This window comes from Frondihabitans sucicola, from assembly GCF_030296615.1.
Taxonomy (GTDB): Bacteria; Actinomycetota; Actinomycetes; order Actinomycetales; family Microbacteriaceae; genus Frondihabitans; species Frondihabitans sucicola.
Window position 1 is genome coordinate 1,473,458 of the sequence record NZ_AP027732.1, and the last position, 19,430, is coordinate 1,492,887.

The 19,430-nt window shown below is 70.6% G+C and carries 18 protein-coding genes and 1 pseudogene; 13 read left to right on the forward strand and 6 right to left on the reverse strand.

Annotated elements, in window-relative coordinates:
- Nucleotides 1–126: 126 nt before the first annotated feature.
- From QUE79_RS07730 to QUE79_RS07755, 6 genes are all read left to right on the forward strand, one after another.
- Nucleotides 127–1,077 (forward strand): isopeptide-forming domain-containing fimbrial protein, encoded by a 951-nt coding sequence (locus QUE79_RS07730; protein ID WP_286346159.1) that lies wholly within the window; start codon nt 127–129, stop codon nt 1,075–1,077.
- The gene (locus QUE79_RS07735) at nt 1,074–5,465 is read left to right on the forward strand and encodes an Ig-like domain-containing protein (RefSeq protein WP_286346160.1); all 4,392 of its coding nucleotides are present in this window, start codon (nt 1,074–1,076) and stop codon (nt 5,463–5,465) included. The genes QUE79_RS07730 and QUE79_RS07735 overlap by 4 nt, the downstream gene beginning before the upstream one ends.
- 357 nt (nt 5,466–5,822) lie before the next feature.
- Nucleotides 5,823–6,374: an alternate-type signal peptide domain-containing protein gene (locus QUE79_RS07740; protein WP_286346161.1), complete on the forward strand. Its 552-nt coding sequence runs from the start codon at nt 5,823–5,825 to the stop codon at nt 6,372–6,374.
- A gap of 81 nt (nt 6,375–6,455) precedes the next feature.
- Complete coding sequence (locus QUE79_RS07745) at nt 6,456–7,052, forward strand: TasA family protein (protein WP_286346162.1); 597 nt, start codon at nt 6,456–6,458, stop codon at nt 7,050–7,052.
- Between the two features lie 50 nt (nt 7,053–7,102).
- On the forward strand, nt 7,103–7,969 hold the full coding sequence (locus tag QUE79_RS07750; protein WP_286346163.1) for a hypothetical protein: 867 nt from the start codon (nt 7,103–7,105) through the stop codon (nt 7,967–7,969).
- Nucleotides 7,957–8,592 (forward strand): signal peptidase I, encoded by a 636-nt coding sequence (locus QUE79_RS07755; protein WP_286346164.1) that lies wholly within the window; start codon nt 7,957–7,959, stop codon nt 8,590–8,592. Before QUE79_RS07750 ends, QUE79_RS07755 begins: the two co-directional genes overlap by 13 nt.
- 59 nt (nt 8,593–8,651) lie before the next feature.
- Here QUE79_RS07755 and QUE79_RS07760 read toward each other — a convergent pair whose 3' ends face one another.
- Nucleotides 8,652–9,569: a phosphotransferase family protein gene (locus QUE79_RS07760; protein ID WP_286346165.1), complete on the reverse strand. Its 918-nt coding sequence runs from the start codon at nt 9,567–9,569 to the stop codon at nt 8,652–8,654.
- Nucleotides 9,570–9,677: 108 nt separating this feature from the next.
- Between QUE79_RS07760 and QUE79_RS07765 the strand changes: the two genes are divergently transcribed.
- Nucleotides 9,678–10,487: a TolB family protein gene (locus tag QUE79_RS07765; RefSeq protein ID WP_286346166.1), complete on the forward strand. Its 810-nt coding sequence runs from the start codon at nt 9,678–9,680 to the stop codon at nt 10,485–10,487.
- Nucleotides 10,488–10,576: 89 nt separating this feature from the next.
- Here the strand turns inward: QUE79_RS07765 and QUE79_RS07770 are convergent, their stop codons facing one another.
- The 5 genes and pseudogenes from QUE79_RS07770 to QUE79_RS07790 all read right to left on the reverse strand — a co-directional run bounded on the left by QUE79_RS07770 (nt 10,577) and on the right by QUE79_RS07790 (nt 14,097).
- Nucleotides 10,577–11,509 carry an FAD-dependent oxidoreductase gene (locus tag QUE79_RS07770; RefSeq protein WP_286346167.1) on the reverse strand — a complete coding sequence of 311 codons (933 nt, stop codon included), beginning with the start codon at nt 11,507–11,509 and terminating at the stop codon, nt 10,577–10,579.
- 101 nt (nt 11,510–11,610) lie between these two features.
- Nucleotides 11,611–11,742: pseudogene (locus QUE79_RS26125) on the reverse strand (FAD-dependent monooxygenase); the annotation flags it as partial.
- Between the two features lie 28 nt (nt 11,743–11,770).
- Nucleotides 11,771–12,466, reverse strand: coding sequence for a TetR/AcrR family transcriptional regulator (locus tag QUE79_RS07780; RefSeq protein WP_286346168.1), 696 nt, complete (start codon nt 12,464–12,466; stop codon nt 11,771–11,773).
- Nucleotides 12,467–12,610: 144 nt separating this feature from the next.
- On the reverse strand, nt 12,611–13,357 hold the full coding sequence (locus tag QUE79_RS07785) for a glucose 1-dehydrogenase (protein WP_286346169.1): 747 nt from the start codon (nt 13,355–13,357) through the stop codon (nt 12,611–12,613).
- Nucleotides 13,358–13,488: 131 nt separating this feature from the next.
- Entirely contained in the window at nt 13,489–14,097 is a 609-nt protein-coding gene (locus QUE79_RS07790) for an acyl-CoA-like ligand-binding transcription factor (RefSeq protein ID WP_286346170.1), read from the reverse strand.
- Nucleotides 14,098–14,255: 158 nt separating this feature from the next.
- Between QUE79_RS07790 and QUE79_RS07795 the strand changes: the two genes are divergently transcribed.
- From QUE79_RS07795 to QUE79_RS07820, 6 genes are all read left to right on the forward strand, one after another.
- Nucleotides 14,256–15,335, forward strand: a complete 1,080-nt coding sequence (locus QUE79_RS07795) for a Gfo/Idh/MocA family protein (RefSeq protein WP_286346171.1) — start codon at nt 14,256–14,258, stop codon at nt 15,333–15,335.
- Complete coding sequence (locus QUE79_RS07800) at nt 15,332–15,667, forward strand: LacI family DNA-binding transcriptional regulator (protein ID WP_286346172.1); 336 nt, start codon at nt 15,332–15,334, stop codon at nt 15,665–15,667. The genes QUE79_RS07795 and QUE79_RS07800 overlap by 4 nt, the downstream gene beginning before the upstream one ends.
- Nucleotides 15,580–16,374 carry a LacI family DNA-binding transcriptional regulator gene (locus QUE79_RS07805; protein WP_286346173.1) on the forward strand — a complete coding sequence of 265 codons (795 nt, stop codon included), beginning with the start codon at nt 15,580–15,582 and terminating at the stop codon, nt 16,372–16,374. The genes QUE79_RS07800 and QUE79_RS07805 overlap by 88 nt, the downstream gene beginning before the upstream one ends.
- Nucleotides 16,375–16,451: 77 nt before the next feature.
- Nucleotides 16,452–17,930: an MFS transporter gene (locus QUE79_RS07810; protein WP_286346174.1), complete on the forward strand. Its 1,479-nt coding sequence runs from the start codon at nt 16,452–16,454 to the stop codon at nt 17,928–17,930.
- 37 nt (nt 17,931–17,967) lie between these two features.
- Entirely contained in the window at nt 17,968–18,906 is a 939-nt protein-coding gene (locus QUE79_RS07815) for a dihydrodipicolinate synthase family protein (protein WP_286346175.1), read from the forward strand.
- Nucleotides 18,903–19,427, forward strand: coding sequence for a fumarylacetoacetate hydrolase family protein (locus QUE79_RS07820; RefSeq protein ID WP_286346176.1), 525 nt, complete (start codon nt 18,903–18,905; stop codon nt 19,425–19,427). The genes QUE79_RS07815 and QUE79_RS07820 overlap by 4 nt, the downstream gene beginning before the upstream one ends.
- Nucleotides 19,428–19,430 lie beyond the last annotated feature (3 nt).

Consider the following 19,430-nt stretch of genomic DNA (forward strand, 5'->3'; position numbering starts at 1 on the left):
TTTCACGGGTCGGGTGTCTCTCGCCAGGGTGGATGCTCCAAAAGATGGGGATGTCGCGTGGCAGTTGTCAGCGGTCGGGAGTCACGGGTGTCACGGCTTCGGCGGGCACGGGCGAAGACGATCCGGTTGATCGCGGCAGGCGCGGCGTTCGCCGTCGTCGCGGCGGGTGGTCTGGCCGTCGTCGGTGTGACCGGCACGTCCCCGGCGGTTGCCGCGCAAGATCCGACGAGCTGTCAGGGCTCGCTGGCGCTCACGAACGGCGGTTTCGAGCAGCCGGCCATCCCCGACACCTCCTACCGACTCCTTCAAGACGCGACCGTGCCCGGCTGGCAGACGACCGCCACCGACCACCAGATCGAACTCTGGTCGACCGGCTTCAACGGGACGCCGTCGTCAGCCGGAAGGCAGTTCGCCGAGCTCAACGCGACCCAGGCGTCGACGCTGTTCCAAGACGTGCCGACGACGCCGGGGCAGACGCTCGGCTGGTCGCTCGACCACCGGGGCCGCGCCGGAACCGACACCATGCGCGTGATCATCGGAGCGCCAGGCGGAACCCTGACCCAGTCCGGCGCGAACCTGACGGACGGCAACACCGCCTGGGGCACGCACACCGGAACCTACAAGGTGCCCGCGGGCCAGACGACCACGCGGTTCGGGTTCCAGGCCGTCAGCAGCGCCGGCGGAAACGCCACGGTCGGCAACTTCCTCGACAACATCAGCTTCGGAAGCGGCCCGTGCGTCGTCGCGTCGAAGACGGTGCAGAACCTCTCGGGCCACAGCCCGGCGCAGGTCGGCGACACCCTCCGCTACACCGTCTCGGCGACCAACAGCGGGGGAACCCCCGCACCGCAGACCTCCCTCGCCGACCCGTTGGACGCCGGGCTCACCTACGTGCCGGGCTCTCTCAAGATCACCGCAGGATCGGGGACGGGCACGCTGACCGACGCCTCCGGTGACGACCGGGGCGAGTACACCGCCGGCGACAGGACGGTCACGGTGCGGCTGGGAGACGGCGCCACCGCGTCCGCGGGGGCACACTCAGTCCGGCCGCGACCACGACCGCGACCTTCGACGTGACGGTGAACACGAGCGCGGCGAACTCCGCCGTCACCAACACCGCCGGGGTCACCTTCACGAACCCGATCACCGGCGACACCGACACGTCCACCACGCAGACCACGTCGCTCGACATCGCGCCGGCAGCCGATCTCGCGATCGCCAAGCGGCTCGACACCGATCCGGTCGTGGCCGGGCGTCCTGTGTCGTACACGATCACCGCGTCCAACACCGGGCCGCAGACCGGCACCGGGGTGCGCATCGCCGACACCGTACCGGCCGGCCTCACCGGCGTCACCGCATCCGGGGCCGGCGCCACCTGCGCGACCGCGTCCGGCACCATCACCTGCACCGTCCCCGACCTCGCCGTCGGCGCCACCCAGGTCATCACGGTGACCGGCACGGTGCCCGCCGGCACCGACCCGGGCGCAGGGCTCTCGAATACGGCGACCATCTCGGGTTCCCTCGCCGACCCCGACCGCTCGAACGACACGGCGTCCGCATCGGGAACGGTCACGACCTCCGCAGACCTCTCGATGACGAAGACCCTCACTCCCGCCGTCCCGGTCGCGGGCGACCAGGTGACCTACCGGCTGACGTCGACCAACTCCGGTCCGTCCGACGCTCGCGACGTGACCTTCAGCGATCCTCTCGATCCTGGCGTGACGTTCGTGTCCGCCGCCGTCCCCGACGGAACCTGCTCGGTCACCACCGGCGTCGTGAGCTGCGACGTCGGCACGATCGCAGCGGGCGCGACGGTCGCCGCGACGGTCGTGGTCCGGCTCGCAGCCGACGTGAAGATCGCGCAGAACAGCGCGACGGTGGCCTCGTCGACTCCCGACCCCACCCCGGGCGACAACGTGTCCTCGGTCAGCGTCGCCGCTGACACCGAAGCCGACCTCCGGGTGACGAAGGCCGTCACGCCGACCACGGCGACGGCGGGCGACGACGTGACGTACACGCTGCACGCCCTCAACGCCGGCCCGTCGGACGCCCTCAACGCCGTGCTCGACGACACGCTGCCGACCGGCATCACGGTCACCGACGTCCAGGCGCCGCCGGGAGCGACGTGCGGCCAACCGACGGACGGTTCGATCCGCTGCCAGTGGGCCACCCTCGCCTCGGGGGCCGACGCCACCGTGACCGTCACCGCGACCGTTGCGGCCGACGCCCCGGCCGGTGCGCTGACGAACACGGCGAGCATCGCCTCGCCGACACCTGACCCCGACACCGAGAACAACGCGGCGTCGGTCGATGTCAGCATCGAGCAGAACGCCGACCTGTCGCTGACGAAGACGGCCGATCCGGCGACAGCGGTCGCGGGGAAGCCCGTGACGTTCACGATCTCGGCGACGAACGCCGGGCCGTCCGTTTCGCGCGGGGTCGTGATCACCGATCCTCTGCCCCGTTCCCTCGTCGACGCCGCCTCGAGCACGCCCGGCTGCACCATCGGCGACGCGGTCCTCATCTGTCAGGTCGGCGACATCGCGCCAGGAGACACGGCGACCGCCCTGGTCACGGCCACCGTCCCCTCCGACGGCTCCGGCACGAACGTGGTCAACACGGCGCAGGTCGCCTCGGCGACCCCCGACTCCGCTGCGGGCAACGACTCCGCGACGGCGACGGTTCCCGTCGAGGCCAGCGCCGACCTGTCGGTGACCAAGACCGCGGCAGACCCGACCGTCCGGCAGGGCCGCTCCGTGCAGTACACCATCACCGTGCGGAACGCCGGTCCGTCCGACGCTCAGGACGTCAGCGTGCAGGATCAGCCCGGCACCGGCGTCGCGATCACCGCGGCGACACCGTCGGTCGGCACCTGGAACCCCGACAGCCTCGTGTGGAGCGTCGGCAACCTCGCCGACGGTGCCACCGCGACCCTCCAGGTCACCGGACAGGCCACGATTTCGGGCTCGCTCACGAACGAGGCGATCGAATCCTCCGTGACCCCGGACCCCGACACCGCCGACCAGACGGCCACCGCGACCGTGACCTCGACGGCCGTCACCCCGGCGTCCGCCTCGCCCGACACCGCCACGGCGTCGTTCGACCGCCCGGCGACCGCGAACGTCCTGGCCAACGACACTCCGTCGACCGGGGCGACCTTCGACGCTTCGTCCGTTCGGCTCCGCGACGACGCCGGCAACCCCGTCGCGATTCTCGACGTGCCCGGCACGGGGCAGTGGTCGGTCGACACCGCCACCGGCGAGGTCACGTTCACGCCCGTCGCCGGATTCGTCGGAACGGTCACCGTCCCGTACCAGGTGACGGACTCCGACGGGACCGTCGCCGCGTCGACCGTCTCCGCCACGATCGCCGGGCCGCCCACCTCCCATGACGACACCGCAACGACAGACCAGGGCGACGTGGTGACCGTCCCGGTGCTCGACAACGACTCGGCGGACGGAACCACCCTCGATCTTGCGTCTCTCCGTTTCGTCGACCCCGACTCCGGGGCGCTGGTGTCCACCCTGACGGTTCCCGACGAAGGCACGTACTCGACGACGCCGGGCGGGGAGGTCGTCTTCACGCCGCTGCCCACGTTCTCGGGGACGGCGACGCCCGTGACCTACAGCGTCGCCGACGACAACGGGGATCGCTCGACGGCTCACCTGACGGTCACGGTCGACGCCGCCCCCGCTCCATCCGGTGTGAACGACGCCGTGAGCGCGGCCTACAACCAGCCGGTCACCTTCTCTCCGACCTCCAACGACGACACGGGTGATCCTGGGGCCGCCTTCGATCCGTCGTCGGTGCGTCTCATCGACCCGGCGTCCGGTGATCCCGTCACCGAGGTCGTCGTCGCCGGCCAGGGGACGTACGCGGTCGACACCTCCACAGGCCTCGTCACGTTCACGCCGCTCCCGTCGTTCACCGGCGCCGCCACTCCGGTCGCGTACACCGCCACGACCACGTTCGGAGCGAAGGCCGGAGCCGACATCACGGTCACCGTCGGCCGGCCCGACACGCCGACCGCCACGGACGACGCCGGCTACGCGCCGAACGGCCGACCCGTGCCGTTCTCGCCCCTCGACAACGACAACGCCGGGCCCGCGGGCACCACGTTCGACACCGGATCGCTCCGGCTCATCGATCCGGCGACCGGTGATCCCGCGACGCGGGTCGTCATCGCCGGCGAAGGCACCTGGACGGTCGACACCACGACGGGCGCGGTCGTGTTCACCCCTGACGCCCGGTTCTCCGGCGCCGCCACGCCGATCGACTACACCGCTTCGACGAACGTCGGCGACTCGGTGACGGGGAGCCTCAGCGCGTCCGTCGGCACCGCCCCGACAGCCGCGCCGGACTCGGCGACGGTGCCGTCGGGCCGTGCGGCGAGCGTCCACGTACTCGACAACGACGCCCCCGGAGGCACGGCCACGCTCGACACGTCGAGCGTCCGGCTCCGCGACGCGAGCGGCGCCCCGGTGACCACGCTCGTCGTGCCGGGCAAGGGCACCTGGAGCCTCGGCGCCGACGGTACCGTGGTCTTCACCCCGGTGGCCGGCTTCGCGGGCACGGTCACGGCGCCGTACGAGGTCAGCGACAGCGACGGCAACACGGCCGTCTCGCAGGTCACGGTGACCGTCGCGGCCGCGCCGCGGGCCGTCCCGGACGTCGTCACGACGGGTCAGGGCACCGCGGTGACCATCGACCCGCTCGCGAACGACGTGCCGAGCAGCACCGGAGCGACCCTCGACCGCTCCACCCTCCGTCTGATCGACCCGAGCACCGGGCAGCCGGCGACATCGGTCGTCGTCCCGGGGCAGGGCACCTGGGCCATCGGCTCGGACGGCCGCGTGACGTTCACCCCCGTCGCCTCGTTCTCGGGCACGGCCGACCCTATCCGCTACCGGGTGACCGACACGGACGGCATCACGACCGGATCGACGATCACCGCTACCGTCACGGAAACCGCCCCGACGGCCAAGAACGACACCGCGACGTCGCACGGCGGCCCGGTGACCCTCGACCCCCTCGGCAACGACTCCGCCCCCTCGGGGCACCTCGTCCCGTCGTCGTTGCGCCTGATCGACCCGAGCACCGGAGGCCTCGTCACGCGGCTCACGATCCCCGGTGAAGGCACCTACGTCGTCGACACGGCGACCGGTCAGGTCACCTTCACGCCGGTCGCGTCGTTCTCGGGGACGTCGACGGTCCGGTACTCGGTGGCGGACACCGGCGGGGATCGAGCGGTCGCGACCCTCAGCGTCGCCGTGGTCCTGCCCCCGCCGACGGGCATCACCCCGAATCCCGGCCCGGGCGGCGGCGTCACCGTCACGATCCCGGGCGGCGGGCAGCTGGCCTTCACCGGCTCGCAGCTGGTCTGGCCGCCGGTCGCGGTCGGCACCGTCCTGCTCCTTCTGGGAGTGACGTTGATCGTCCTCCGGCGGCGCCGCCGAGGAGCCTGAGATCACGCCGCAGGTCGCGACTCGTGCGGCCTGCGGCTGATCCTGCCGACTGGTCGGGGTACAGCCGTGTCGGCAGGGTGCAGGACACCCCGGACTGGGTGCATGCAGGCGCATGAAAGTGCTTGTCCGCATTCTGGGGGACCGCTAGTGTCATAACCAGAACGAGCCCAGCCCGCCCGAGCAACACCAGCTCACGGAGCCCGGCGGCCGTTCCCGGCGGCCGTTCCCGGCAACCAGTCAGCCGCGACCACCCGAGGTCGATGACACGCTCTCCGTCGAGCGTCGCCCGTATCCGAATGCGGTCGACGTCCGACGTCTTCCCCAGCGCTTCAGCCTGCGCAGAAACGGACTCTCCCCATGAACAAGATCATCACCGGAGCAATCGCCGGAGCAGCCGGCATCGCCCTCCTCCTCGGTGGAGCCGGAACCTTCGCTCTCTGGAACGCCAATGCCAGCAGCGCCGCCTCGTCGGTCAGCTCGGGCACGCTGTCGCTCAGCGCCAACAACGACGGCACCTGGACCGACATCACCAACGGCCGCTCCGCCACGATCAACCCGTCCACCGCTCTGATGGTCCCCGGCAACACGTACCAGTTCACACAGACCCTCACCGTCGCCGCGACCGGCAACGACCTCAAGGCGAACCTCACCTACGCCAGCCAGAGCATCACCGGCGACGCGGCTCTGCTCGCCGCCACGACCAAGACCCTCGCCGTGACCTCGTCGAGCGCCTCCGTCGTCGCCTCGTCGACCGCCAACACCTTCGTCGTGTCGCCGTCTGCCTCCACCTCCACCGTCAAGGTCGTCTTCACGATCTCGCTGCCGGCCTCGGCGACCACCGGCCAGGGCGGAACGCTGAACATCGGCGCCCTCGCGTTCACGCTGACGCAGACCACCATCGGCTCCTGAGCCGAGGCCGGGCTTTCGCCTCGCGGGAGCCCGGCAACAGTGCCCGATCGGGCAGAATGAGCAGCGACCAGGGGAACGGGAATGTCAGAGCCAACGATCGGAACGGGGCGCCACGCGGCGCCGCGCCGCCGTCGAGGGATCTGGATCGCCGCCGGGATCCTGGTCGCTCTCGTCGTCGCGGGGTCGGCCGGCATCGGCGGCACGTACGCCCTCTGGAACGGCAAGGCCTCGACCAACGCCTCGACCGTCACCTCCGGCACCGCCGCCGTCCAGGTGAGCGCTCTCTCCACGATGAACGCGTCGTCGCTGGCTCCGGGCACCGGGGTCACCGGCACCTTCTCGGTCAAGAACTCCGGCACCATTCCGCTGTCGATGCGCGTCTCGACCACGGCCACCTCGGTCGCCTACGCCACCAGCGCCACGGACGCGACCGTGCTCGGCGAACTGACCCTGCGCCTCTCGGTCGTCGCTTCGGCCGCCGACTGCAAGACCGGGCTCGGCGGAGCATCCGGCCGCGTCGCCGCCTTCGACACGGGTGCCGGCTACTACACGCTTCCCGTCGGCGCGAGCGGAGTCGGCTGCGTCGAACTCGACCTCGACGCCGACGCTCCCCAGTCGGTGGCGGGCGCCGTCACCAACTTCACCCTGACGGTCACGGGAACCCAGGTGACGACATGACGCGGGCGCGCCGGGCCTCTCGCCACCCGCTGTCGGGAATCAGGATCCGAGTGGTCGCCACCCTCGCGATCGTGGCCGTTCTGCTCGGGGCCGGTTCGACCGCGGCCTGGGCCCTCTACAGCGCGACGGCCACCGCGGCCTCGAGCGTGACCATCGGCAAGATGTCCGCGACGATCAGCGGGACCAGCGCCATGACGACGACCTTCTCGTCGAGTGTGACCACGGTCACCAACGCGGTGACGTTCGCCAATACGGGCAGCACTCCCGGCACGGTGTCGACGACCGTCTCGGTCGTCTCCGGAAGCTCCGTGGCACTCGCGCAGGCGGTCGCGGTCAAGGCCTGGCCCGTCGCCTCGACGGCGGCCTGCACGACGGCCGCCGCCGTCGGAGCCGGTTCCGTCAGCGGCACCTGGGCGCAGCTTCCCAGCATGGGGTCGAGTCTGGCCGCCGGCGCGAGTTCCACCTGGTGCATCCGCAGCACGCCGACCTCGTCGGCTCCCGCCTCGGCGACCACGAACGTCAACATCAACCTCACGATGACCACCGGGAGCTGGACCACCGGTGTCATCCAGGGCGGCTTCTACCTCAACACCTCGGCCGCGACACCGACGTTCGGCTGCGTGGACCACGGCGGCAACTACGTGGACCTCTCCTGGACCACGTCGACCCGCCCGCTCGCGACGTACTACGGCGCCTACATCAACGGCACGATGGTCGGCGACAAGGAGCAGGGCTTCTCCGGCGTCATCCCGCTCTCGTCGACCATCATCTCCAAGACCCTCGCCGCCGACGGCGCGACGACCGTCAACGTCGTGGTGCTCGACAGCTCGTACAACCCGACCACGACCGTCGCCGCCACCGGAACGGTCACCCTCTTCGTGCAGAACGGCGCCCGGGCGATCCGATGCGGAAGCTGACGCAGCACACCGGCCGTGAGCGCGCGCCGCGTCCCGAGCGCACCGGATGGCGGGCGGTCCTGCACGCGGTGAACCTGGGCGTGAGCGTCGGCCTCGTGTTCCTGATCGGCGGCCTGGCGCTGATCCTGATCGTCGTCCCGAAGACGACGGGTTCGACACCGCTCACGGTTCTCACGCAGTCGATGGAGCCCAAGCTGCCACCGGGAACCCTGCTGATCGTGCGGCCGACGCCCGTCGACGACATCCACGTGGGAGACGTCGTCACCTACCAGATCGTCTCCGGACAGCCCGCCGTCATCAGTCACCGCGTCGTCTCGATCACCTCGTCGTCGACCGGCTCGAAGACCTTCGTGCTGAAGGGCGACAACAACGCCGCGCCCGATTCGAACCCGGTGGCGCCGGCGCAGATCCGGGGCACGCTCTGGTACAGCATTCCGAAGCTCGGCTACGTGAACCAGCTGGTCAACGGATCGCGCACCTGGCTCATCCCCGCGCTCGCCGGGGCGCTCCTGGCGTACGGCGCCGTGATGGTCGTCCTCGGCATCGTCACCGCCGTCCGGCGGCGCCGACTGCGGGCGGCCGGGCTTCGACCCGCGCGAGGGCGGCGCGCCCGGCGACGCTGACCCCGCCCTCGGCCTCGCCCTCGGCCTCGGCCTTGCGGAAGCGGCTCACGCCCGCGGGCTCAGACCAGGGCTTCGAGGATGTCCAGCCCGGATCGACAACGCGCGACGTAGTCGTCGTAGAGGTCCGGGCGCCGGTCGTGAGCCCAGCGCGTCACGTCCAGGAGGTGCAGGACGACCATCGACAGCAGCGTCCGCTCGTCGGTCGGACCGTTCACACCCGCCGCGGCCGCGAACTCCTCGTACGCCGACCTGCTGATCGTTCGCTCGCAGAAGGCCCATTCGAAAACCCGCTGCGCGTCGGTCCACGGGGTCGGCCCCGTCGTCGCCGCACCCCAGTCGAGAAGCACGGGAGGCTGATCGGCGCCGCGCGAGAGGAGGTTCCGCGGGGCGAGATCCCCGTGGGCCAGCCCGAAGCGGAAGCGTCTGGCGGAGAGGTCGTCCAGCTGTCGACGCAGGAACGGGAGCGCGTGCGCGGAGTAGGCGCCGTCTCGCAGCAGGAGGTCGTCGGGGGTGAGCGCGTCGCGGTTGTACCGCACGTGCGACGACCACGCCGCCTCGAGATCTCGGCCGAAGCGGGAGAACAGCGAGGCCGGCGCACCCCGGACGTCGATGTCGCCCAGAGCGCGCGCGTAGCCGCCGAGCCAGGACCACGGCCGCTCGACGCCCTGCTCGGCCGGGTGCAGGTAGTCGGAGACCAGGAACGGCACTCCGTCTTCGAGCCCCTCCTCGAGCGGTGGGGCGATGGGAACGCCGACGGCTCGGGCAGCCCGGATCGCCCAGACCTCCGCGGGATACTCATTGGCCCGCAGACGGTCCCGCGGGAACCGGACCACGACGTCGCGGCCGTCAGCGGTACGGAGCCGGTGCGTGACGTTCACGAAACCGCCGGGCAACTCCGTGGCCGTAGCCGCACCTCCGCCGAGCCTGCTCGCGATCCGGTCGAGCAGGATCGCGTCGGGGTCGCCGTCGTCATCCACCCCCTCATGCTGGACCACGCCGGCGCCGCTGTCACCCGGCGTCCGCCGCGAGGGTGATGAGACCGAGGAGGACTCTGGGCACAGCGCACGCGTTGCTAGGGTGCACGGATGGACTACAGGCAACTCGCTCCCGGCCAGCGCTCCGAGGTCTGGGTGGCCGCGGCCGGAGGCGGCCCGGCGACTCTGCTCTACGAGACCTCGGCGATCCTGATCGAGGCTCCCAACTGGTCTGCTGACGGCGCTTCCCTCTTCCTGAACGGCGACGGCAAGCTGTGGCGGCTCGATGTCGGCTCGCCCTCCGCGCTGCAAGAGGTGGTGTTCGACGACCTGCCGGCCATCAACAACGACCACGTGCTGTCGCGCGACGGCCGGTGGGTGTTCCTGTCGGCGACGGACGGCCACATCTACCGCGGCGCCGTGACCGGTGGGGCGGTGACCCGTGTCTCGCCCGACGACGGGAAGTGGCACTTCCTGCACGGCGTGACGAGCGACGCCACGCGGCTCGCGTACGTCGAGCTCGGCGGCTTCGACGAGCCGGGCCGGCTCATCGTGTCGCCCGGCGGAGGAGCACCCGGCTCGCTCGTCGACATCGGCCCGAAACACATCGACGGGCCGGAGTGGTCCGCCGACGACGCCTGGATCTACTTCAACACCGAGGGCTTCACGACCGAACCGGGGCACGCGCAGCTCGCCCGGATCGCGGACGGCGGAGGCTCCGTCGAGAGGCTGCTGGCCTCCGGAACCGTCGACTGGTTCCCGCACCCTCGCCCGACGGACGCTTCGCCACCTACATCGCCTTCCCCGCCGGCACCGTCGGCCACCCGGCCGATCTCGACGTCGAGGTGCGGCTCGTCGCGACCGCGGACTGGGCTGCTCCGATCGCGACCTACCCGCTGTTCGGCGGGCAGGGCACGCTGAACGTCAACAGCTGGAGCCCCGACAGCGAGCGGTTCGCCTTCGTCGCGTATCCCGTCGCGGGCTGAAACGTCGTCGCGGCCCGCCGAGGGCTACTCGCCGGAGGTCGCAGCCTTCTGCTCGTCGAACGCGGCGAACATCTCGACCAGGCCCTTCGGGGAGTCCTCGCGGAAGATGATCCCCATGCTCTCCTGCGACTGTGCAGCCGCCTCGGCCGCCCGAGGGAAGAGGTCTGCTTCGTAGGCGGCGAGAGCGGCCTCGGTGTCGCCGACGTGATCCGCGATCGCCAGCGCGAGGAGAGCCCCGTCGTACAGGGCGAGGTTCGCTCCCTCGCCGGCGAACGGGGACATGACGTGCGCGGCGTCGCCCAGCAGCGTCACGCCCGCGACCCGCGGCCACGAGTGGCCGAGCGGGAGAGCGTTGATCGCGCGCGCGGTCAGGGGCGTGTCGGCGTTGCCGATCATCCCGCGGAGCGCGTCGTCCCAGCCGTCGAGCCTGTCGAGGACGGTGGCCGTGGCGGCGGAGGAGTCGCCGAAGTCGACCGACTCGGCCCAGTCTTCGGCGGCCGTGAACCCGAGGTAGACGTGGAGGCTGCCGTCGGTCTCGCGGTGCCCCAGGATCCCGGTCTCGCCGCGAAGGGCGAACAGCATTCCGCCACCCATCGCCGCCGCCTCGGCGGGGTGCCTCGCGTCGGCGTCGAAGAGATCGGCCTCGATGAAGGAGATGCCGGTGTAGGCGGGCCTGGCGTCGGACACGCGCGGGCGGACCTTCGACCAGGCGCCGTCGGCACCGATCAGGAGATCGGTCGTGATGGTCTCTCCACTCGCGAAGGCGACCTCGTGTCGTCCGGCCACGTCGTCGACCGGGCGGACCGCCGTCACCTTGGATCCCCAGTGGATGGTTCCCTCGGGGAGCGAGTCGATGAGCAGGTCGCGGAGCTGGCCGCGGTCGACCTCGGGGCGGCCCCGGTCGCCGCTGTCGGCCTCGTCGCGGAGGACCGCTCCGGTGTGGTCGAGGATGCGCATGGCCTCGCCCCCTCGTGGATGAGCGCGGTGAACGGCTCCCAGAGGTCGGCGGCGTGGATCGCCTTCTGGCCGTTCTCCTCGTGGATGTCGAGCATCCCGCCCTGGACGCGCGCGTGGCGGTCGGCCTCGAGCTCGAAGACGGCGGAGTCGATGCCCTTCGCGTGAAGGACGCGCGCGGTGACGAGGCCGCCGAGGCCGCCTCCGATGATGGCGATGGGATAGTGCGTTGTCATGGTCGGTGCTCCTTGAGGTGGTGGTCGGTCAGGATCGGGAGTCGGGCAGCGCCGTGGTGGCGATACCGGCGACGAGGGCGCGCAGGGCCCAGTCGACGCGTTGCTCGGGGGTGCCGCCGAGGATGGCCTCGGCGTGAGCGGCGACGTGCGGCGCCATCTCAGGGCTCGCCGTGCGGAGCGCTCGCGTCAGGTCGTCCCATTCGGCCGCGTCAGAGGCGGCGGTATCGACGTCGCTCGGAGCAGGCGCGCTGTGCTCGGCGGCGTTGGCGGTGACGTACTGCAGGAGGAGGTCGACGCCCCAGGCCGCCCGGGCGGGCTCGATGCGGCCCTCGAGGAGCAGGCCGAGAAGGCGGTCGTAGAGCAGGATCGCGTTCGGGCCGGTCGGGCGGAGCACGAGAGCGGACCGCGCGAGACCGGGGTAGGCGAAGAGCACCCGGCCGAAGTCGGTGAGGAGAGCCTCGAGCCGGGACTGCCAGTCGCCCTCGGAGGCGGGCTCGACGGACCCGAGGAGGTCGTCGAGGACAGCGGTGTGGAGCGCTGCGGTGTTGGCGACGTAGACGTACAGGGACGCCGGGCCGGTGTCGAGGGCCTGGGCGACTCGACGCATCGTTGCCTTCTCGAGGCCCTCGCTGCGCATGATCTCGATGGTCGCGGCGATGATCCAGTCGCGAGACAGCGGCGGTTTGGCGGGCCGCTCTCGGCGGCTGCGGGTGGGGGATGCCATGCATGCGAGTGTAACGAACATGTTCGTCACGAACATGATCGTCGGTGTTTTCTCAGGTGCGAACGTGTCCGTCCCGACGTCTCTGCTGAGACGACGAAGGCCCGCACCGCCGATGCGGTGCGGGCCTTGCGTGCTGTCGAACGACTAGTGCGCGGACATTCCGGCGTCGATCTTGTGCTCGGCACCCGTGATGTACGACGACTCGTCCGAGGCGAGGAAGAGGACGAGCGAGGAGACCTCGTCGGCCTCGGCGAGGCGCCCGAGGAAGATCTCCTTGAGTGCGTCGCCGCCGCCCTCGTCGGTCGCCTCGACCATCATCGGCGTGTTGATGAATCCGGGGTGGACGGAGTTGGCGCGGATGTTGTTCGCCCCGTACTCGGCCGCGATGGCCTTGGTCATGCCGCGCGTCGCGAACTTGCTCGCGACGTAGGCGAGGCTCGGGAACCCGTAGTTGGCGCGCAGGCCGGCGAGCGACGAGATGTTGACGATCGAGCCGATGCCCGCCTTCAGCATGGAGGGGATGACCGACTTGGCGCCGAGGAACTGGGAGTCGGCGTTGATCGACATGACCTTCTGGTAGGCCTCCTCGTCGAGGTCGACCGTCGTCGTGACCGGGCCGAGGATTCCGGCGTTGTTGACCAGGATCGTGATCGGGCCGAACGCCTCCTCGGTCGCGGCGACGACGCGGGTCCAGTCCTCGAGCTTGGTGACGTCCTGCTTGGTGAAGCGGGCGTTGTCGCCGAGTTCTGCGGCGAGCTTCTGGCCCGACTCCTCGTTGAGGTCGGTCAGCATGACCTTCGCGCCCTCTTTGATGAACCGCTTGGCGTGGGACTCGCCCATTCCGCGGGATGCTCCAGTGACGATCGCGACTTTTCCGTCGAGACGACCCATGTGCTGCTCCTTCGTTCTTCTTCGAACGGGGCACCGCTGAGAGTGGGATCACGGTCAAGCTATTTACGGTACCTCGTACCGAAAAGAATACGTCGGGAATGCTGAGTGTCTTCCGAGACCGGTCGGATGCCTCAGACGGACGCTTCGAGCAGGGCTTGAAGCGCTTGCCCCAGGGGCGCGAGCCGGGTCTCGAGCTGGGAGAGGTCGACGGCCGCGGGATCGGCGACCCACTGCCTCAGGACGGCCACGTAGGCGGCCTGGACGGCTCCGCCGATCGACGCCGGAACGACCGACTCGGCCGGAAGCTGGGTCCGTTGCTCGACGAACGCCGCGATCGCGCCGGCCCAGATGCGCCAGTGCTCCGCGCTCTCTCCCCGGAGGGCCGGATCTTCGTCGAGCACGCGGAATCGATCCAGCCAGGTGTCGGGTGCCGCTTCTCGGGAGAGCCGTGTCGACTCCGCCACGGCGGTCAGGATCGCCGCCATGACCGGGGTCTCTCCACGCTCGTCGAGCCGGGACTTCAGTCGCTCGACGGCGCGGTCGAACTCTCCCCAGACGATCCCGCCCTTCGAGCCGAAGTACCGGAAGAAGGTCGTCCGACCCACGCCGCCGGCGGCCATGATCGCTTGGACGGTGGTGGCCTCGTAGCCATCGCGCAGCAGGAGGTCGAAGGCGATCTCTTCGAGAGCCTCCCGCGACGAGACGGGCGGACGGCCGCGGCGAGGAGGTGAGGACGTCATCTCTCGAGGCTAAGGCACCGCCTCGACGTGCGGCCACCACGCTGTGTCAACCGGTTGCCATTCGAGCGGCATCTCTCTAGGCTGCCACGAGACGCCGTGCTTTTCGAAGTTCCAGCGCGTGCGACGCCGGCGTCCCACTCAAGGGAGATTGCTCGATCGTGACTTTTCATCCATCGGTTGCCGAGGCGGCGACCCGCGTCGCCGTCATCGGTTGCGGAGACATCTCGGCGCTCCACCTCGCGGCTCTCGACGTGATCCCCGGCGTCGAACTCGTCGCCGTGTGCGACACCGATCCGGGCCGCCTGGCCGCAACGGCCGAGCAGTGGGGCGTGCCGGGGTTCGGCGGCATCGACGAGCTCCTCGACGCCGTCGTCCCCGATGCCGTCCACGTGTGCACGCCTCACGTCGAGCACGCGCCGATGGCCATCGCCGCCCTCGATCGCGGAGTCCACGTCGTCCTCGAGAAGCCGCTCGCGACGGGCGTGGCCGAGGGTCGCGCCCTCGTCGAGGCGGCCGAGCGCTCGACGGCCAAGCTCGCGGTCTGTTTCCAGAATCGCTACAACGAGCCCGTCCAGCGGGCGAAAGAGGTGCTCGAGAGCGGTGTCCTCGGCCCTGTCGCCGGAGCTGCGGCAACGGTCGTCTGGCATCGAACTCCCGAGTACTACGAGGCCAGCCCGTGGCGGGGCAGGTGGGAGACCGCCGGCGGCGGACTCCTCATGAACCAGGCGATCCACACCCTCGACCTCGTGCAGTGGCTCGTCGGGGACGTCGTCGGCGTGACCGGTGGCGTCGCGACGCGCGCACTCGGAGACACGATCGAGGTGGAGGACACCGCCGACCTGGTCCTGACTCACGCGAGCGGCGCCCGGAGCGTCTTCTACGCCACGCTCGCGCACGTCGCCAACGAGACCGTGACCGTCGACATCGTGGCCGAGCGAGGTCACCTGAGCCTGCGGGGCGACCTCACCGTCACCTACGCGGACGGGACCACCGAAGTCGTTGCGGAGCCGGTCACCGCGAGCGGCGAGAGAGCGTACTGGGGCATCTCGCACCAGACGCTGATCTCCGATTTCTACGCCGGGATCCGGTCGGAGGAGCCCTTCTGGATCGGTGCCGACGAGGCCCTCAAGACCCTTGAGATCATTCAGACCGTGTACGACCAGACGTTCCCGGAGCGTCTTCTCGCCGGTGCCGCGTCGACCGGGAACGCCTCCGGCGGAGGAAGAACCCGGCCGTGACCACGGACCCCGTCCGCCCGCAGGAGCCGGCCGGCCGGGGGCGGACGCCTCGGCCGGCGGCGACGATCTACGACGTCGCGAAGCTGGCCGGTGTCGCGCCGTCGACCGTGTCGCGCGCGCTCGGCAAGCCGGGCAGGATCACCATCACGACGCGCCTCAAGGTCGAAGCCGCTGCCGCCGAGCTGCACTACCGGCTCAACCCGATGGCGCGCTCCTCCCCACGGGCCGTACCTCGACGCTGGCGATGCTCGTCGCCGACTTCACCAATCCGATGTTCTTCGAGGTGGTGCGGGGCGCAGAGCGCGCCGCCGCCGATCGCGGGTACACGATGATCCTCTCCGAGTCTCAGGAGTCGGCCGATCGCGAAGCGCGCACCGCGGATCGCGTCATCCCCTCCGTCGACGGGCTCATCCTGGTGACGACACGCCTTCGCGATGAGCAGATCCGCGAGCTCTCCGACCGAAAGCCGCTCGTCGTGATCAACCGCGAGGTTACAGGGGTCGACTCGATCGTTCCGAGGCTGGAGCCGGGCATCGGCGAGGCGCTCGATCTGCTGGCGGCCCAGGGGCACCGGTCGATGGCGTTCCTCTCCGGCCCGCAGCGGGCCTGGATGAGTCGCGCTCGCTGGGACGTCCTGTTCGACGGGGCGACGCGCCGCGGGATGCGCATCGTCGAGATCCCGTCGAGCGCTCCGACCATCGAGGGCGGCCGCGATGCGATGAAGCGGGTCGTCGCCTCCGGTGTGACCGCGGTGGTGGCCTACAACGACCTGATCGCGATCGGTCTCCTGCAGGGGGTCCAGGGGTCCGGAGGGCAGGTTCCGCGCGACCTCAGCATCATCGGCTTCGACGACATCTTCGGATCCGACTTCACGTCGCCCCCGCTGACGACGGTCATGACGCCGCTCGGCCTGATGGGGGAGCGCGCCGTCGAGGTCCTCCTCGACGGGGAGGGCGGTGGCGCCGCCGGCGAAGGCGCCCGGCCTCCCGACTCGAAGCTCGTCCTGCGCGGGTCCGTCGGGCCCGCACTCCTCGGCTGACCCGCTTGCCACGCCGTCGAGGCGCTGCTAGCGTTGCGCGAAGACATCAGACGTCCGATGTCCTCGAAAGGAGCGGGATGATGCAGCACAGCGCAGTGGCTCAGCCCTGGTACAGGCAGATCGATCGAAAGCAGTGGCAGCTCTTCTGGGCGTCCTGGCTCGGCTACCTCCTGGACGGGTTCGACTTCGTCATCATCGCCCTCGTGCTCACCGAGGTGTCGTCCGAGTTCCACCTGTCGACGGTGCAGGGCGCGAGCCTGATCTCGGCGGCGTTCATCAGCCGGTGGTTCGGCGGGCTGAGCATCGGAGCCCTCGGCGATCGCTTCGGCCGCAAGACGGCGATGATCGTCAGCATCCTGCTCTTCTCGATCGGGTCGGTCGCCTGCGCTCTGGCGCCGGCCTACTGGGTGCTCTTCGCCGCGCGGCTCCTCGTCGGGCTCGGCATGGCCGGCGAGTACGGCGCGAGCTCGACCTACGTCATCGAGTCGTGGCCGCCTCGGCTGAAGAACCGTGCCAGCGGCTTCCTCATCTCCGGGTACTCGATCGGCACCGTCGTGGCCGCGGAGGCCTACCGCTTCGTCGTGCCGGAGTTCGGCTGGAGGGCGCTGTTCGCACTCGGCATCGTGCCGATCGCGATCACCATCTGGCTGCGCAAGAGCCTGCCGGAGTCTCCCGCGGTCGTCCCTCGCCGGGAAGCGGGCGAGAGTGCCGCCCCCAACGTGTTCGCCGTCCTCTTCGCGGGGCCGCGGCGCCTGGTCAACGCCGTGACCGCGCTCGTCGCGATGGTCACGCTCGCGCTGATCTTCACGCAGACCCTGCCCGGCGGCGCCCCCGTCGTCGTCGCTGCCGTCGTGGTGGGCGCCATCTTCGTGTCGTACATCGTCCAGTTCTCCGGGCGCCGGTGGCCGGCCGCGCTCGGGCTGACGGTGACGGTGTTCGCGGCCTTCCTGTACTCCTGGCCGATCCAGTCGCTGCTTCCGACCTACCTCAAGTCCGAGCTCGGGTACGACCCGGCCGCCGTCAGCAACACGCTCTTCTTCGCGGGGCTGGGAGCGGCCGTCGGCTGCATCGTCGCCGGCTTCACGGGAGACCGGTTCGGCACCAGGCGCGCCTACGTCGTGAGCCTCCTCATCTCGCAGATCGTGATCTTCCCCGTCTTCGCCGTCGGCGGCGGCAGCCTCCTGCTCCTCGGTGTGCTGCTCTTCGTCCAGCAGGTCTTCGGTCAGGGGATCGCCGGGCTGCTGCCGAAGTGGATCGGCGGGTTCTTCCCGGCGGAGCAGCGAGCCGCCGGGCTCGGCTTCACGTACAACGTGGGTGCCCTGGGCGGCGCCGTCGCTCCCGTGCTGGGCGCCAGCATCGCGCGCACCCTGCCGCTGGGGACCGCGCTGGCCGTGATCTCGTTCGCGTTGACCTTCGTCGTGATCCTGCTCATCGGGCTGAACGTCCCGGCGCGCCTGCAGCGGCTGATCCACCGGGACGCCTCGTGGCCGACCGACTTCCGGCGGCACGACTTCGACGGTGCCCCGCCGCGCGCCCGCGCCGACGCCGCGGCGTGAGCCCGACCCTCTCCAGCAGAAAGTAGACGTCATCACCATGACCAGCCCGCACGACCAGATCCTCTCGGGGATCGTCCCTCCGCTCTGCACCCCGCTCACGCCGGACGGTCAGGTCGACACGACCTCGCTCGTCCGCCTGACCGAGCACCTCCTCGCGGGCGGCGTCGACGGTCTCTTCGTGCTCGGGTCGACCGGTGAGGTCGCGTTCCTGACCGACGAGCAGCGCGGAGTCGTCATCGAGACCGTGGTCGACGCGGTGGGTGGCCGGGTGCCGGTCGTCGCCGGGGTGATCGACACGACGACGCCGCGGGTCCTCCCGCACCTGGAGCAGGCCGCCGCGCTCGGCGCGACCGCGGCCGTGGCCACCGCACCCTTCTACACGCGGACCCACCCGGCCGAGATCGCGAGGCACTTCCGGCTCCTCGCCGCGGCGACCCCGCTCCCGATCGTGGCGTACGACATCCCCGTGTCGGTGGGCACGAAGCTCGACGCCGAGCTCGTCGCCCGCCTGGCCTCGGACGGAGTCATCCGCGCGCTGAAAGACAGCAGCGGCGACGACGCGGGCCTCCGACGGGTGATTCTCTCGACCGCGGCGTCGGATGTGGCGGACTTCGCGATCCTGACCGGCTCCGAACTCACTGTCGACGCGGCGCTGTCGTTCGGAGCCGACGGGGCCGTGCCCGGCTTGGGCAACGTGGATCCGGCCGGCTACGTCCGCCTGTTCGCCGCCGCCCGCGAGGACGACTGGGACACCGCGCGTGCCGAGCAGGAGCGGCTGTTCGCGATGTTCGGTCTCGTGACCGCGGGCGATCCGGTGCGAATGGGGCCGGCGTCGTCGGCTCTCGGCGCTTTCAAGGCGGCTCTGCATCTTCTCGGCGTCATCGACTCGCCTCGCACGTCAGAGCCGTACGTCCCGCTCGATGCCGACGAGACCCGAACCGTCGCGTCCTTCCTCGAGACGGCGGGGCTCCTGTGAGGATCGCGCGCCTCGCCACGGAGGGCGGCGCCACAAGCGTCGTCCTGCGCGACGGCGCGTGGTTCGCCGTCGCCGACCCGTTCGAGTCGCTCGAGCCGGCCGGCGAGAGCTACCGCGTCGACGACGCCGTCCTCCTGGCTCCCGTGGAGCCGGGCGCCCTGGTCGGAATCGCCCACAATGCGGCAGGATCGCACGCGCTCCCGATCCAGGCCTGGCTGAAGTCGCCGCGTGGCGTGGCCTCGCCGGGCGCCGCGATCGTCATCGCGCCCGGCATCGGAGACGTGGTCTCCGAGGGCGAGGTGGCGGTCGTCATCGGCCGGCGCGCCTCGGCGCTCTCTCCCGAGAACGCCCTCGACCACGTCCTCGGCTTCACGATCGGCAACGACGTCACCAACGTCACCCAGGCGGCGGTCGACGAGAAGAACTTCCAGAGCAAGGCGGGCGTCAACTACACCCCCTCGGCCCCTGGATCGAGACCGAGCTCGCCGACCTCGAAGACGTGTCGATCGTCGTCTCGGTGAACG